At 57.7% G+C, this 14,388-nt stretch carries 13 protein-coding genes; 10 read left to right on the top strand and 3 right to left on the bottom strand.

Features of this window, described 5'->3' with window-relative positions; genetic code table 11:
• Positions 1-177: 177 nt before the first annotated feature.
• Positions 178-1,662: a 2-methylcitrate dehydratase gene (prpD, locus tag ACI514_RS16200; protein ID WP_160057053.1), complete on the top strand. Its 1,485-nt coding sequence runs from the start codon at positions 178-180 to the stop codon at positions 1,660-1,662.
• A gap of 89 nt (positions 1,663-1,751) precedes the next feature.
• Here the strand turns inward: prpD and ACI514_RS16195 are convergent, their stop codons facing one another.
• Positions 1,752-2,666 (bottom strand): DMT family transporter, encoded by a 915-nt coding sequence (locus ACI514_RS16195; protein WP_405124226.1) that lies wholly within the window; start codon positions 2,664-2,666, stop codon positions 1,752-1,754.
• 114 nt (positions 2,667-2,780) lie between these two features.
• Between ACI514_RS16195 and ACI514_RS16190 the strand changes: the two genes are divergently transcribed.
• On the top strand, positions 2,781-4,190 hold the full coding sequence (locus ACI514_RS16190; protein ID WP_405122023.1) for a PLP-dependent aminotransferase family protein: 1,410 nt from the start codon (positions 2,781-2,783) through the stop codon (positions 4,188-4,190).
• Between the two features lie 114 nt (positions 4,191-4,304).
• Here the strand turns inward: ACI514_RS16190 and ACI514_RS16185 are convergent, their stop codons facing one another.
• Positions 4,305-5,123, bottom strand: coding sequence for a pyruvate, water dikinase regulatory protein (locus ACI514_RS16185; RefSeq protein ID WP_034152875.1), 819 nt, complete (start codon positions 5,121-5,123; stop codon positions 4,305-4,307).
• A 174-nt stretch (positions 5,124-5,297) separates the two neighbouring features.
• Here ACI514_RS16185 and ppsA point away from each other — a divergent pair, with 174 nt between their 5' ends.
• The 8 genes from ppsA (at position 5,298) to ACI514_RS16145 (ending at position 13,544) form a co-directional block, all read left to right on the top strand.
• Positions 5,298-7,673 carry a phosphoenolpyruvate synthase gene (gene ppsA, locus ACI514_RS16180; protein ID WP_160057057.1) on the top strand — a complete coding sequence of 792 codons (2,376 nt, stop codon included), beginning with the start codon at positions 5,298-5,300 and terminating at the stop codon, positions 7,671-7,673.
• 185 nt (positions 7,674-7,858) lie between these two features.
• Positions 7,859-8,848 (top strand): alpha/beta fold hydrolase, encoded by a 990-nt coding sequence (locus tag ACI514_RS16175; RefSeq protein ID WP_160057058.1) that lies wholly within the window; start codon positions 7,859-7,861, stop codon positions 8,846-8,848.
• Between the two features lie 224 nt (positions 8,849-9,072).
• Positions 9,073-9,564, top strand: coding sequence for a ribonuclease E activity regulator RraA (rraA, locus tag ACI514_RS16170; protein ID WP_137218790.1), 492 nt, complete (start codon positions 9,073-9,075; stop codon positions 9,562-9,564).
• Positions 9,565-9,586: 22 nt separating this feature from the next.
• Positions 9,587-10,582: a zinc transporter ZntB gene (locus ACI514_RS16165; RefSeq protein ID WP_160057059.1), complete on the top strand. Its 996-nt coding sequence runs from the start codon at positions 9,587-9,589 to the stop codon at positions 10,580-10,582.
• A 63-nt stretch (positions 10,583-10,645) separates the two neighbouring features.
• The gene (locus ACI514_RS16160; protein WP_008076827.1) at positions 10,646-10,894 is read left to right on the top strand and encodes a hypothetical protein; all 249 of its coding nucleotides are present in this window, start codon (positions 10,646-10,648) and stop codon (positions 10,892-10,894) included.
• 2 nt (positions 10,895-10,896) lie between these two features.
• On the top strand, positions 10,897-11,721 hold the full coding sequence (locus ACI514_RS16155) for a mechanosensitive ion channel family protein (protein ID WP_007916401.1): 825 nt from the start codon (positions 10,897-10,899) through the stop codon (positions 11,719-11,721).
• A gap of 90 nt (positions 11,722-11,811) precedes the next feature.
• A complete protein-coding gene (gene sigX / locus ACI514_RS16150) occupies positions 11,812-12,402 on the top strand; it encodes an RNA polymerase sigma factor SigX (protein WP_011333251.1) in 591 nt (196 codons plus the stop codon).
• Positions 12,403-12,509: 107 nt separating this feature from the next.
• Positions 12,510-13,544, top strand: a complete 1,035-nt coding sequence (locus ACI514_RS16145; RefSeq protein ID WP_160057060.1) for an OmpA family protein — start codon at positions 12,510-12,512, stop codon at positions 13,542-13,544.
• A gap of 87 nt (positions 13,545-13,631) precedes the next feature.
• On the opposite strand, the gene cobA is transcribed toward ACI514_RS16145, so the two are convergent.
• Positions 13,632-14,375 (bottom strand): uroporphyrinogen-III C-methyltransferase, encoded by a 744-nt coding sequence (cobA, locus tag ACI514_RS16140; RefSeq protein WP_160057061.1) that lies wholly within the window; start codon positions 14,373-14,375, stop codon positions 13,632-13,634.
• Between the last annotated feature and the right edge of the window lie 13 nt (positions 14,376-14,388).

Raw genomic sequence — 14,388 nt, 5'->3', positions numbered from 1 at the left:
GGTGAACCTCTGAAGCATCCCCCGATCAGTCCCCTCTCCCTCGGGAGAGGGCTAGGGTGAGGGGCCTCCCACTGAAGAAACCCCAAACAAGCAGGCACCCCAGACCTGCAATCAACCAGACCCGCCAAGCCCTGAGGAAGACCGCACCACTCATCATTCCCGCACAGGAGAACCGCAATGAGCGCCAACGTCGACCTGAACAACCGCCCCGATTACGACCGTGTCCTGCAGGACATTGCCGACTACGTCCTCACCTTCAAAGCCCCCTCTGCCGAAGCCCTCGACACCGCCCGCAACTGCCTGATGGACACGCTGGGCTGTGGCCTGCTGGCGTTGCGCTTTCCCGAGTGCACCAAACACCTGGGCCCGATAGTCGAAGGAACGGTGGTTCCTTACGGTGCGCGGGTCCCCGGCACCTCCTATCGCCTCGACCCAGTCAAGGCCGCGTGGGACATCGGCTGCATCGTCCGCTGGCTCGACTACAACGACACCTGGCTCGCTGCCGAGTGGGGCCATCCATCCGACAACCTCGGCGGGATTCTCGCGGTGGCCGATCATCTTTCGCAGAAGCGTCTGGCCAGCGCTGAAGCGCCGCTGACAATCCGCGATGTGCTTGAAGCGATGATCATGGCCCACGAAATTCAAGGCGTGATTGCCCTGGAAAACTCCTTCAATCGTGTAGGACTCGATCACGTCATTCTGGTGAAAGTCGCTTCAACCGCTGTCACCGCCAAACTGATGGGCGCCAATCGTGAGCAACTGTTGTCGGCGTTGTCTCATGCGTTTGCCGATGGTCAGGCCCTGCGTACCTATCGTCATGCGCCGAACGCCGGTTCACGAAAATCCTGGGCGGCGGGGGATGCGTCGAGTCGCGGTGTGCGTCTGGCCGATATTGCGATGCGTGGCGAGATGGGCATTCCCGGCGTTCTCACCGCCAGGCAATGGGGCTTTTATGATGTGCTGTTCAGCCACACCAACAGCGATCTGGCGCTGAAACCGGAAGATAAACGCGCCTTCAATTTCTCTCGGCCATTCGGCAGTTATGTGATGGAAAACGTCCTGTTCAAGATCAGCTTTCCCGCCGAATTCCACGCGCAAACCGCCTGCGAAGCCGCGGTGACACTGCACCCGCAAGTGCGCAATCGCCTGCACGAAATCGACAAAATCGTCATCACCACCCACGAATCGGCAATCCGCATCATTTCCAAGGTTGGACCGTTGGCCAACGCCGCCGACCGCGACCACTGCATCCAATACATGACCGCCGTGCCGCTGGCGTTCGGCAATCTGGTCGCCGAACAATACGAAGACGATTTCCACCGTGCGCATCCGATCATCGATGTGCTGCGCGAGAAAATGCTCATCGTCGAAGAACCGCGTTTCACCCGCGAATATCTGGAGGCTGACAAGCGCTCGATCGCCAACGCCGTGCAGGTGTTTTTCAAGGATGGCAGCAGCACTGAAAACGTCGTCGTGGAATACCCGATCGGTCATCGCCGGCGCCGTGCCGAGGGCATTCCATTACTGGAAGACAAGTTCAAGGCCAATCTGGCAACACGTTTCACCGGCCAGCGCAGCGGTGAGATCTTTGCGTTGTGCAAGGATCAAACCCGGCTCGAGGCCACCCCGGTAAACCGTTTCGTCGACCTACTTGTGATCTGACGAAAAACCTGTAGGAGCTGCCGCAGGCTGCGATCTTTTGACGTTGATGTTTAAAAACAAGATCAAAGGATCGCAGCCTTCGGCAGCTCCTACACGGACCGCGTACGCCATTTTTCGATGGGCAATTTGGTGATCGCAAAACCGCTCAACAAAATCGCTGAATAGATCATCAACTCCCGGGACAGGGGTTGTCCCTCGTACCAGGCGCCGATGATCACGGCGAACACCGGGAAAATGATAAACACGAACGACAGAATGATCGGGCTCAAGCGTTTAAGCAGCAAAAAGTAAACGATGAATCCGCCGACCGACGCCACCAGTCCTAGGTAAAACAGGGCGGCCCAGGAGCGTGCGCTGACATCCCTGAACACCGGCGTCTCAATGCTCAGCCCGACAATAAATAACATCGCCCCGGCAATGCCGATCGGCAGGGTGTTGTAGGTGATCACGCTGATCGCGCTGCCGTGTTTTTTCGTCACCACGTAACACAGCGCGTGCATCACCGCTGCGCACAGGATCGCCAGCCCCCCCAGCCATTCGGCCTGATCCAGGTGCAGACCCTGACTGCGGATAATCATGAACAGACTGCCAAAGCCAATCGCGATACCGAGCATCTGCGACGGGTAGATTTTCTCGCGCAGAAACAACGCGGAAAACAGCAGGATAAACACCGGCATGCAACTGAACAGCAGCGCTGTCAGGCCTGACGACACGTGCATCTCGCCATAGTTGAGCAAGTAGTAAGGCAGGCTGAAATACGACAGCGTGACGAACACAAAGAACCAGCGGCTTTGTCGGGGAAACAACAGCGGTTCCTTGCGCAACAGCGCGAAGCTCAGGAACAGCGGAAAAGCAATCAGAAAACGCAGCCCGGCGGCCGTCAGCGGCGGCACGCTTTCCACCGCAATCTTGATCCCCAGCCACGTCGTGCCCCAACTCAGGCAGACGATCAGAAACAAGGTGCTGGTAACCAGTCCTGCGAGCCAGGGTTTGCTGATGTGCATCGGTGTGCTGACGGCGGTCGACATGTGGCGTGCTCCGAACGGTGGAATTGACCTGATCGCGGAAACGGTCTATTTCTGATTGACCCTTTTTTAATCACGCTATTCGGGGTGAGAATGACTGTCAAAGTAAGTATTGCCATGGTGTCAATCCTCCGTGATGGTCTCGCCAATGGCGTGGGCGTGAAGTACAAACGCCTGGCGAATGCCGTCGCGCAGGCCATCGATGAGGGCGTCATCGATTCCGGTAGTAAACTGCCGCCGCATCGGTTGTTGGCCGACAATCTCGGAGTGACCATCGGTACGATCAGCCGTGCCTACGGCGAATTGGAACGCGTGGGATTGGTCGTCGCCCGCGTCGGAGATGGCACTTATGTGTGTCAGCGCGGGATGGAGCGGGCGCAGGACAAAGGCTTTCGTAATGTCAGCGATGAGCCGTCAGCCTGTTTCGATATGAGCCGCAATCAGCCGATTCCCGCACAGGAAGCGGCGTTCATGAGCCAGAGTCTGCAGGAACTGGCCAGTGATCCGCGGGTGTTACAGCAGTTGACCGGTTACACCGCCGAAGCGGGGCTGGCACGGCACCGATTGGCCGGGGCGGTCTGGCTGCAGCACGAAGCGTTCGTGCCGCACGCCGATCAGGTGTTGTGCGTCAACGGTGGTCAGCATGGCTTGTTGTGCGCGTTGATGGGCCTGCTCAAGGTCGGCGACACAGTGGTGACTGAGCATTTGTCCTACCCGGGATTGATCGGCGTCGCACGCCAGCTTGGGATAAAACTTGTCGGCGCGACGATGGATGACGAAGGACTGTTGCCGTCGGCACTGGAGGACATCTGCCGTCAACATCGTGTTTCAGCGCTGTATTGCACGCCAACGATCCAGAATCCTACAGCCGCTGTGATGTCGATCTCACGGCGCCAGGCGATTGCCGATATCTGCCGCCAGCACAATTTGCTGATTATCGAAGACGAAGCCCATGCGGTTCTGGACCGCCAGCGCCCGTTGCCGCTGAGTTATTTCGCGCCGGAGCGCTCGGTGTTGATCGGCAGTCTGAGCAAGGCTGTTTCCGCCGGATTGCGCGTCGGTTACCTGCATGCGCCACTGCCGCTGGTCGGGCGTTTGAGTTCCGCCATTCGTGCAACGTGCTGGATGGCCAATCCGTTATCGATGGAAGTGGCGAGCCTGTGGATTGAAAGCGGCATGGCCGAGCGCTTGTTGGACGAGCAAATAAGCGAGATTGGCCGGCGCAAGGCACTGGTTTCGCCCGTTCTGCAGGGCTTGAATTACAAGACTCATGCTTACAGCCCGCATTTCTGGGTGGAGGTGCCTGAGCTGTGGCGGGCGTCGCAGATTGCCGCGGAGTTGAAGGAAAACAACTATCTGGTCGCCACCGCTGAGGCGTTTGCGGTCGGGCATGCGGCGGTGCCGCAGTTTGTTCGGGTGAGTGTGTGTAATGCAGTGGGGGATGATGGGTTGTTGCTGGGGGGCTTTGAAGCTCTGGCGCAGGCATTAACAGAGTCCGTGTAATCGTTCTTCGCGAGCAAGCTCGCTCCCACAGTGGACCGCATTCTTTCAGTTGGAATGCATTCCCCCTGTGGGAGCGAGCCTGCTCGCGATAGCGGTCATTCAGACACCACAAATCTATTTGAACCGCCGCTCCACACCTTTCTCCACCAGAATCTTCGCCGAAATCTCTTCCACCGAAAAATGCGTGGAGTTGATGTTGGGGATGTTCTCGCGGCGGAACAGATTCTCTACCTCACGCACTTCGAATTCGCACTGGGCGTAGCTCGAATAGCGGCTGTTGGGCTTGCGCTCGTTGCGGATCGCGGTGAGGCGGTCGGGGTCGATGGTCAGGCCGAACAGCTTGTGCTGATGGGCGCGCAGGGCCGTCGGCAGGGTCAGACGTTCCATGTCGTCTTCGGTCAGCGGATAGTTGGCCGCGCGAATGCCGAACTGCATGGCCATGTACAGACACGTCGGCGTTTTGCCGCATCGCGACACGCCCACTAGTATCAAATCGGCTTTGTCGTAATAGTGCGTGCGCGCACCGTCGTCGTTGTCGAGGGCAAAGTTAACCGCCTCGATACGCTCCATGTAATTGGAGTTGTGCCCGATCGAGTGCGACTTGCCGACCGTGTAGGAAGAGTGCTCGGTCAGTTCCTGCTCCAGCGGGGCAAGAAAGGTCGAGAAAATGTCGATCATGAAACCATTGGACGTTGCGAGAATCTCACGGATGTCCTGATTGACGATGGTGTCGAAGATGATCGGGCGAAAGCCGTCGGTTTCAGCGGCTTTGTTGATTTGTTGTACCATGGCCCGCGCTTTTTCAACGCTGTCGATGTACGGTCGCGTGAATTTGCTGAAGGTAATGTTTTCGAACTGCGCCAGAAGGCTTTGACCCAGGGTTTCGGCAGTGATGCCGGTGCCATCGGAGATGAAGAAAGCAGATCGTTTCATTTGCACCTTGGGCCTTAAGCTAATGAGCATTTCTGGATATGATAGGCGCGATTTGTCGGCCGCGACTGGCCCGCATTCTCACTTATTTTCCAGGTCCAGGCCATACAACCGGCCAAGGCTCCCCCGGGCCGCCGGTTTCTGAGCTTTTCCAACACAGTTAGTGGAGAGATCACCTTGGTAGAGTACGTAGTTTCCCTCGATAAGCTCGGCAAACACGATGTTGAGCATGTGGGGGGCAAGAACGCATCCCTGGGCGAGATGATCAGTAACCTGGCAGGCGCCGGTGTTTCGGTCCCCGGCGGCTTCGCCACGACGGCTCAGGCTTATCGTGATTTCCTCGAACTGAGCGGCCTCAATGACCAGATCCACGCGGCCCTCGATGCGCTCGACGTCGACGACGTCAACGCCCTGGCCAAGACCGGCGCGCAGATCCGTCAATGGATCATGGAAGCCGAATTCCCGGAAAAACTGAATGCCGAGATCCGCACCGCCTTCGCCGCGCTGTCGGCCGGCAACCCTGACGTGGCCGTGGCCGTGCGTTCTTCCGCCACCGCCGAAGACTTGCCGGACGCCTCGTTCGCCGGTCAGCAGGAAACCTTCCTGAACATCCGTGGTGTGGAAAACGTTATCCGCGCCGCCAAAGAGGTGTTTGCTTCGCTGTTCAACGACCGTGCGATTTCCTACCGCGTGCACCAGGGCTTCGACCACAAACTGGTCGCCCTGTCGGCTGGCGTGCAGCGCATGGTGCGTTCGGAAACCGGCACTGCCGGCGTGATGTTCACCCTCGATACCGAATCCGGTTTCCGTGACGTGGTGTTCATCACCGGCGCTTACGGCCTGGGCGAAACCGTCGTACAAGGCGCGGTCAACCCGGATGAGTTCTACGTGCACAAGGGCACGCTGGAAGCCGGTCGTCCGGCGATCCTGCGTCGCAACCTCGGCAGCAAAGCCATCAAGATGATCTACGGCGACGAGGCCAAGGCCGGTCGTTCGGTCAAGACCATCGATGTCGACAAGGCTGACCGCGCGCGTTTCTGCCTGTCCGACGCTGAAGTCAGCGAGCTGGCCAAGCAAGCGATGATCATCGAAAAGCACTACCAGTGCCCGATGGACATCGAATGGGCCAAGGACGGTGACGACGGCAAGCTGTATATCGTTCAGGCCCGTCCGGAAACCGTGAAAAGCCGCACCCAGGCCAACGTCATGGAACGTTACCTGTTGAAAGAAACCGGCACCGTGCTGGTTGAAGGTCGCGCCATTGGCCAGCGCATCGGCGCCGGTAAAGTGCGCATCATCAAAGATGTCTCCGAGATGGACAAAGTCCAGCCGGGCGACGTACTCGTTTCCGACATGACCGACCCGGACTGGGAACCGGTGATGAAGCGCGCCAGCGCCATCGTCACCAACCGTGGCGGCCGTACTTGCCACGCAGCGATCATCGCTCGCGAGCTGGGTATTCCGGCTGTGGTTGGTTGCGGCAACGCCACCCAATTGCTGAAGGATGGCCAGGGCGTGACCGTGTCCTGCGCTGAAGGCGACACCGGTTACATCTTCGAAGGCGAGCTGGGTTTCGACATCAAGAAGAACTCCGTCGACGCCATGCCGGAGCTGCCGTTCAAGATCATGATGAACGTCGGCAACCCGGACCGCGCTTTCGACTTCGCACAGTTGCCGAATGCCGGTGTCGGCCTGGCCCGTCTGGAATTCATCATCAACCGCATGATCGGCGTCCACCCGAAAGCGCTGTTGAACTACGACGGTCTGCCACAGGAAATCAAGGACAGCGTCGACAAGCGTATCGCCGGTTACAATGACCCGGTCGACTTCTACGTCGACAAACTGGTGGAAGGCATCAGCACCCTGGCTGCAGCGTTCACGCCGAAAAAAGTCATCGTGCGTCTGTCGGACTTCAAGTCCAACGAATACGCCAACCTGATCGGTGGCAAGCTCTACGAGCCGGAAGAAGAGAACCCGATGTTGGGCTTCCGTGGCGCTTCGCGTTACATCAGCGAATCGTTCCGTGACTGCTTCGAACTCGAATGCCGCGCGCTGAAACGTGTGCGCAACGAGATGGGCCTGACCAACGTTGAAATCATGGTGCCGTTCGTCCGTACCTTGGGCGAAGCCAGTCAGGTTGTCGATCTGCTCGCCGAAAACGGCTTGAAGCGCGGCGAAAACGGTCTGCGCGTGATCATGATGTGCGAATTGCCATCCAACGCGATTCTGGCCGAAGAGTTCCTCGAATTCTTCGACGGTTTCTCGATCGGTTCCAACGACCTGACTCAGCTGACGCTGGGCCTGGACCGCGATTCCGGTATCATCGCGCACCTGTTCGACGAGCGTAATCCGGCGGTCAAGAAGCTCTTGGCCAACGCGATTGCCGCGTGCAACAAGGCCGGCAAGTACATCGGCATCTGCGGTCAGGGTCCTTCGGACCACCCGGATCTGGCCAAGTGGCTGATGGAACAGGGCATCGAAAGCGTGTCGCTGAACCCGGATACCGTGCTGGAAACCTGGTTCTTCCTGGCGGAAGGCCAGGCGCCGGCTTGATCAACATGTGAATGGGCCGCGTCCCCCTGTAGGAGTGAGCCTGCTCGCGATAGCGTCATGACAGTCTGCATTGATTCGAATGACACACCGCCATCGCGAGCAGGCTCGCTCCTACACGATTCGGCTCCTTATGATTCAAACAGGGCGGGGTCTCCGGATGCCGCCCTTTTTTGTGCAAGAGCATTATGCAAAGCAGCAGCAACCTGTTTCCTGTCGCCCTGATCAGCGCCGAACGGCGCGGCGATCTGAGCGAAGACGTTTACCGACTGAAACCCGGCAACAGTCCCGACTGGTCCGTGGAGATCGCCGTCACCCGTTTGGGCATGGCCGATGACTCCGCGCCACGCGGCGTGCCGGTGATTCTGCTGCACGGCAGTTTTTCCAATCGTCGCTTCTGGTTTTCACCGAAAGGCCTGGGCCTGGGCGCGTATCTGACGCGACTGGGGTTCGACGTGTGGATTCCGGAGATGCGCGGCCACGGCCTGTCGCAGCGCAATGAGGAGTACCGGCGCAATCGTGTCGCCGACTACGCCCGTTACGATCTGCCGGCGATTGCCGCGTTCGTGCGTGAGCAGAGCGGGCAGATCCCGCACTGGATCGGCCATTCGCTGGGCGGCATCACTTTGGCCGCAGCGCTCGGTGGCGAATACCTCGGCGAGCCTGCCGTAGCTTCGGCAGCGTTTTTCGGCACACAAGTCAGCCGCACTTACTGGCCGCTGAAAATTCCGCCGGTGGAGTGGAGCAGCCGCTTCATTCTCAAGCGTTTTGCGCAACTGTCGGGTTCACGCCTCAAGCGCGGCCCGGAAGATGAGCCGATCGGTCTGGCGCTGGAAAGCATGCGCTGGTACGGCTTGTTCGGCCGTTTTGGCGACAAGGACACGGATTGGTGGGCGGGGCTGGCCGATGTTCAAGTGCCAGTGCTGGCGGTGACTGCAGCAGGGGATCATCAGGATCCTGCGTGGGCCTGTCGCAAACTGTTTGAGCAAATTGGCTCCGAACACAAGCAGTTCATCAATCTGGGGCGCGAGAAGGGTTTCACTGATAATTTCGGTCATGTTGAAATGTTGGTGAGCAAAACCGCGCAGACTGAGGTGTGGCCGTTGGTGGCGCGCTGGTTGAACGATCAGCACGCGCCGTTGCTGGGCGAGCAGCCTGATCTGGTTGCTGCGGTCTGAGACGGAGGCTCTGAAGGGCATTTCGTTCAGATCGGCTTGCGGCTAAGATATGACGAATTGTGCGGTTCTGGTCATATTCGGTGACTGTTTAGCAATTACGTTTCAGCGTTTGTTCAGGTTCATTCAGCGAACATTCAATGAGCTAAGGTAAACAGCGACCAGCGGAGCTCGTCTCTTCAGAACGCGGCATCCTTGATCGTCTTCCTTTTTACAGGAGTTTTTCGATGAACCATTACCTTACGCCTGACCTGTGCGACGCCTATCCGGAGCTGGTGCAGGTGCTGGAACCGATGTTCAGCAATTTCGGTGGCCGTGATTCGTTCGGTGGCGAAATCGTGACCATCAAATGCTTCGAAGACAACTCGTTGGTCAAGGAACAAGCCGAACTCAAAGGCAACGGCAAGGTGCTGGTGGTCGATGGCGGCGGTTCGCTGCGTCGCGCGCTGCTGGGCGACATGATTGCCGAGAAGGCTGCTAAAAACGGTTGGGAAGGGCTGGTGATCTACGGTTGCATCCGTGACGTCGACGTCATCGCGCAAACCGATCTGGGTGTGCAGGCGCTGGCCAGCCATCCGATGAAAACTGAAAAACGTGGTATCGGTGACCTCAACGTTCCGGTGACTTTCGCCGGTGTGACGTTCCACCCGGGCCAGTACATTTATGCGGACAACAACGGCGTGATCATTTCGCCGAGCCCGCTGCAGATGCCTGAATAAGAGTTTCGACAAAGGGATGCGGATGTTCGAGGAAGAAAACGCGCAATGGGGGTTGGTGCATGCCCTGGTGCTGGACGGAAAAGGCGGTGCGCGTTCGATAGCCCGGACTGAGCTCGACGATTTGCAGTTGCAGGCCCATGAAAGCCTGTGGCTGCATTGGGATCGCAGCCATCCGCAGACCCAGACCTGGCTGCGCAAATCCAGCGGTCTCAACGAATTCACCTGCGACCTGCTGCTGGAAGAGAACACGCGTCCGCGCCTGTTGCCGTTGCCGGATGCCGAACTGCTGCTGTTTCTGCGCGGGGTCAATCTCAACCCGGGTGCCGAGCCGGAAGACATGGTTTCGGTGCGGATTTTTGCTTCGGCCCAACGGGTGATTTCCCTGCGCTTGCGCCCATTGCGCGCCACCGATGAACTGTTGGTTCAATTGGCGGATGGCAAAGGTCCGAAAACGGCCTCTGAACTGATCCTTTATCTGGCGCAGTTCCTCACCAACAAGGTTCAGGATCTGGTCACTTGCCTCTCGGAAATCGCCGATGAGGAAGAAGAAAAGATGGATGCCGACGAACGGTATACCCCTGAGCATGGCGCCATTTTGCACATCCGTCGCAGGGCTGCCGGGCTGAAGCGTTTTCTTGCGCCGCAGCGGGATATTTTTGGACAACTCACGCGGATAAAACTGCCGTGGTTTGTCGATGACGATGCCGATTACTGGAACGAATTGAACAACAGCCTGACCCGCTATCTCGAAGAGCTCGAATTGACCCGAGAGCGCGTGGGGCTTGTGCTTGAGGCTGAAGACCGGCGTTTGAGCGAGCGCATGAATCGCACGATGTACCGCTTCGGGATCATCACCTGCATCTTTTTACCGATGAGTTTCATCACCGGTCTGCTGGGCATCAACGTTGGCGGCATTCCATTCTCCAGCAGCCCCTATGGTTTCCTGATTGCCTGTTTGACGGTGCTCGCCCTGGCCTTTGGTCAGTGGTGGTTGTTCCGTCGTTTGCGCTGGGTTTGAACATGGAGCATGTGACCCGACCAAATCTGCCCGCGTCTTTCACAGACATCACGAGAGGTGCGTATGCACGATCCGTTTGAACAGTCTTTGCGCGACATGCTCAACGCCTCGCCGTCCAGCCGCGACGACGATGCGTGCTTGGGCCGCGTACTCAAAACCGCCAACCGCCAGGTTGGCGCCGGTGATCTGTTCAGCCTGCTGGGCCGCTGGCTGCCCGCGCTGATGATCGCCCTGAATAACGGCTCGGCCCATGTCTCGCCGGTTTCCCGTCTTCGTAAACCTACCGCTCGCACTGCTGATAAGGCTGATTGAATATGGAACTCGACCTCTGGACTCAGAGCCTCGTCACTGCAATGACTGCGTTGTGGACCAAAGTGGCCAATTTCATCCCGAACCTGTTCGGCGCACTGGTCGTGCTGCTGTTGGGTTTCGTCGTGGCCAAGCTGCTCGATACCTTGCTCTCCAAGCTGCTCGCCAAACTGGGCCTTGATCGCCTGATGGGCGGTACCGGGCTGACCAAATTGATGTCCCGGGCGGGACTGCAGGTTCCGATTTCGACGCTGATCGGTAAAATCGTTTACTGGTTCGTCCTGCTGATTTTTCTGGTTTCTGCAGCAGAATCCCTTGGCCTTGAGCGAGTTTCAGCTACGCTGGATATGTTGGCGCTCTATTTGCCGAAAGTATTCGGCGCGGCGCTGGTGTTGCTGGTAGGTGTCTTGCTCGCGCAATTGGCCAACGGACTGGTGCGCGGGGCGGCAGAAGGCGTAGGCCTGGACTACGCTTCGGGGCTTGGGCGAATTGCTCAGGGGCTGGTAATCATCATCAGCATCTCGGTCGCGATCAGCCAGCTTGAGGTCAAGACCGACCTGCTGAACCATGTGATCGTCATCGTTTTGATTACCGTTGGTCTGGCGGTTGCGCTGGCCATGGGTTTGGGAAGCCGGGAAATTGCCGGTCAGATTCTTGCGGGAATCTATGTGCGTGAGTTGTATCAGGTTGGGCAACAAGTGCGTGTTGGCGAGGTCGAAGGGCAGATCGAGGAGATCGGCACGGTGAAAACCACATTGCTGACCGATGAGGGTGAGCTAGTCTCTCTTTCCAATCGGATCCTGCTGGAACAGCATGTGAGTAGCCGCTAATCCGGCAAACCCTGCTAATGTATGCCGCCGCAAAATGCCAGCTGATGCTGGTCGCGGTGGACATTGACCTGACTGTCGGCACGACTTGTTTTGAATAAAGCCCAAACGCTATCCACGCGCTACGACCCCCGCGAGCTCTCTGATGAGGAGTTGGTCGCGCGCTCGCATACCGAGCTTTTTCACGTAACGCGCGCTTATGAAGAACTGATGCGGCGTTACCAGAGAACATTATTTAACGTTTGTGCGAGATATCTTGGGAACGATCGCGACGCAGACGATGTCTGTCAGGAAGTCATGTTGAAGGTGCTGTATGGCCTGAAGAACTTCGAGGGGAAATCGAAGTTCAAAACGTGGCTCTACAGCATCACGTACAACGAATGTATTACGCAGTATCGGAAGGAACGGCGAAAGCGTCGCTTGATGGACGCATTGAGTCTTGACCCCCTCGAGGAAGCGTCCGAAGAAAAGGCGCCGAAACCCGAGGAGAAGGGCGGGCTTGATCGCTGGCTGGTGTATGTGAACCCGATTGACCGCGAAATTCTGGTGCTTCGATTTGTCGCAGAGCTGGAATTTCAGGAGATCGCAGACATCATGCACATGGGTTTGAGTGCGACAAAAATGCGTTACAAACGTGCTCTAGATAAATTGCGTGAGAAATTTGCAGGCATTGCTGAAACTTAGTTCAGCGCAAATATCTCTTACGTGTAGGCAAGTTCTGATAGACTTGCCGCCGAGTTGTCCCCCGGTTTGCGGGACTGCTTCACAATCACCAGATGGGGATTTAACGGATGAAACTGAAAAACACCTTGGGCTTGGCCATTGGTTCTCTGATTGCCGCCACTTCGTTCGGCGCTCTGGCACAAGGCCAAGGCGCAGTTGAAATCGAAGGCTTCGCAAAGAAAGAACAATTCGACAGCGCTCGTAACTTCAAGAACAACGGCAACCTGTTCGGCGGTTCGATCGGTTACTTCCTGACCGACGACGTTGAACTGCGTCTGGGCTACGACGAAGTGCACAACGTGCGTTCCGACGACGGTCGTAACATCAAGGGCGCTAACACCGCTCTGGACGCTCTGTACCACTTCAACAACCCAGGCGACATGCTGCGTCCATACGTATCGGCTGGTTTCTCCGATCAGAGCATCGGTCAGAACGGTTCCGGCGGTCGTAACCGTTCCACCTTCGCCAACGTTGGCGGCGGTGCCAAGCTGTACTTCACCGAGAACTTCTACGCCCGTGCCGGCGTTGAAGCTCAGTACAACATCGACCAGGGCGACACCGAGTGGGCTCCTAGCGTTGGTATCGGTGTGAACTTCGGTGGTGGCTCCAAGCCTGCTGCTGCTCCAGTTCCAGCACCAGCTGAAGTTTGCTCCGACAGCGACAACGATGGCGTTTGCGACAACGTTGACAAGTGCCCGGACACCCCAGCCAACGTAACTGTTGACGCTGACGGCTGCCCAGCAGTTGCTGAAGTTGTTCGTGTTGAGCTGGACGTTAAGTTCGATTTCGACAAATCTGTTGTTAAAACCAACAGCTACGGCGACATCAAGAACCTGGCTGACTTCATGAAGCAGTACCCATCCACCACCACTACTGTTGAAGGTCACACTGACTCCGTCGGTCCTGACGCTTACAACCAGAAACTGTCCGAGCGTCGTGCAAACGCCGTTAAGCAAGTTCTGACCAACCAGTACGGTGTTGAATCGTCCCGCGTTCAGTCTGTTGGCTACGGCGAATCCCGCCCAGTTGCTGACAACAAAACTGAAGCTGGCCGCGCTGTAAACCGTCGCGTAGAAGCGCAGGTTGAAGCTCAAGCTAAGTAATTAGCTGCCGCTCTGAGAAAAGCCCGGCTTAGGCCGGGCTTTTCTTTGCCTGCGATTTGAGATTGAAGCTTTGAAACCAGGCTGCTCCTACATTGCGGCAATACGCGTCTCGCTGGCTTCCTGCGCATAACCGGCCACGGCGCCGATCACCAGTATCGCAGGGCTCTTCAATTGAAATCTGTAGGCTGCTTCGTTCATTGCCGTGAGATCGCTCCGGCATTCTCGTTGTTCTGGTAACGATGCATTCTCGATCATCGCCACCGGGGTATCCGCCGCCATTCCGCCCGCCAACAACTGATCGCGAATCTCGCCCAGCTTAGCCACGCCCATGTATATCACCAGCGTTGTGCCACTTTGCGCCAGTGCCTGCCAGTTCAACTGGCTGTCGTCCTGAGTATGCGCAGTCACCAGCGTCACCCCGCGCGCTACACCGCGTAACGTCAATGGAATATCGCACTGCGTCGCCCCAGCGAGCCCGGCGGTGATGCCATTGACCAACTCCACCTCAACGCCACGTTCACGCAGCCATTGCGCCTCTTCACCGCCACGGCCGAAGATGCACGGATCGCCGCCCTTGAGCCGCACCACACACTTGCCATGACGGGCATAGCGCAGCATCAACCGATGGATAAATGCCTGCGGCGTGGAACGGCAACCACCGCGCTTACCCACCGCAATAATGCGCGCGCCAGGGCAGTGCTCGAGCACTGCGTCGTTGACCAGATCATCGATCAGCACCACATCGGCCTCGCGCAGGGCGCGCACCGCTTTGAGGGTCAGTAATTCGGGATCACCAGGACCTGCACCCACCAGCCAGACTTTTGCGTTCATGGTGTTTTCCTCA

The organism is Pseudomonas sp. M20, assembly GCF_045037865.1.
In the GTDB taxonomy this organism is placed as follows: Bacteria; Pseudomonadota; Gammaproteobacteria; order Pseudomonadales; family Pseudomonadaceae; genus Aquipseudomonas.
Note: the sequence above shows the minus strand (reverse complement) of the source record. Positions and strands in the feature narration are given on the sequence as shown.

Excerpts from the sequence above, each read along its gene's own strand:
- ACI514_RS16195 (WP_405124226.1), bottom strand. The coding sequence starts at position 2,666 with ATGCACATCAGCAAACCCTGGCTCGCAGGACTGGTTACCAGCACCTTG.
- ACI514_RS16145 (WP_160057060.1), top strand. The coding sequence starts at position 12,510 with ATGAAACTGAAAAACACCTTGGGCTTGGCCATTGGTTCTCTGATTGCC.
- ACI514_RS16160 (WP_008076827.1), top strand. The coding sequence starts at position 10,646 with ATGCACGATCCGTTTGAACAGTCTTTGCGCGACATGCTCAACGCCTCG.
- rraA (WP_137218790.1), top strand. The coding sequence starts at position 9,073 with ATGAACCATTACCTTACGCCTGACCTGTGCGACGCCTATCCGGAGCTG.
- prpD (WP_160057053.1), top strand. The coding sequence starts at position 178 with ATGAGCGCCAACGTCGACCTGAACAACCGCCCCGATTACGACCGTGTC.
- ACI514_RS16165 (WP_160057059.1), top strand. The coding sequence starts at position 9,587 with ATGTTCGAGGAAGAAAACGCGCAATGGGGGTTGGTGCATGCCCTGGTG.
- ACI514_RS16190 (WP_405122023.1), top strand. The coding sequence starts at position 2,781 with ATGACTGTCAAAGTAAGTATTGCCATGGTGTCAATCCTCCGTGATGGT.
- ACI514_RS16185 (WP_034152875.1), bottom strand. The coding sequence starts at position 5,123 with ATGAAACGATCTGCTTTCTTCATCTCCGATGGCACCGGCATCACTGCC.
- ACI514_RS16155 (WP_007916401.1), top strand. The coding sequence starts at position 10,897 with ATGGAACTCGACCTCTGGACTCAGAGCCTCGTCACTGCAATGACTGCG.
- ACI514_RS16175 (WP_160057058.1), top strand. The coding sequence starts at position 7,859 with ATGCAAAGCAGCAGCAACCTGTTTCCTGTCGCCCTGATCAGCGCCGAA.
- cobA (WP_160057061.1), bottom strand. The coding sequence starts at position 14,375 with ATGAACGCAAAAGTCTGGCTGGTGGGTGCAGGTCCTGGTGATCCCGAA.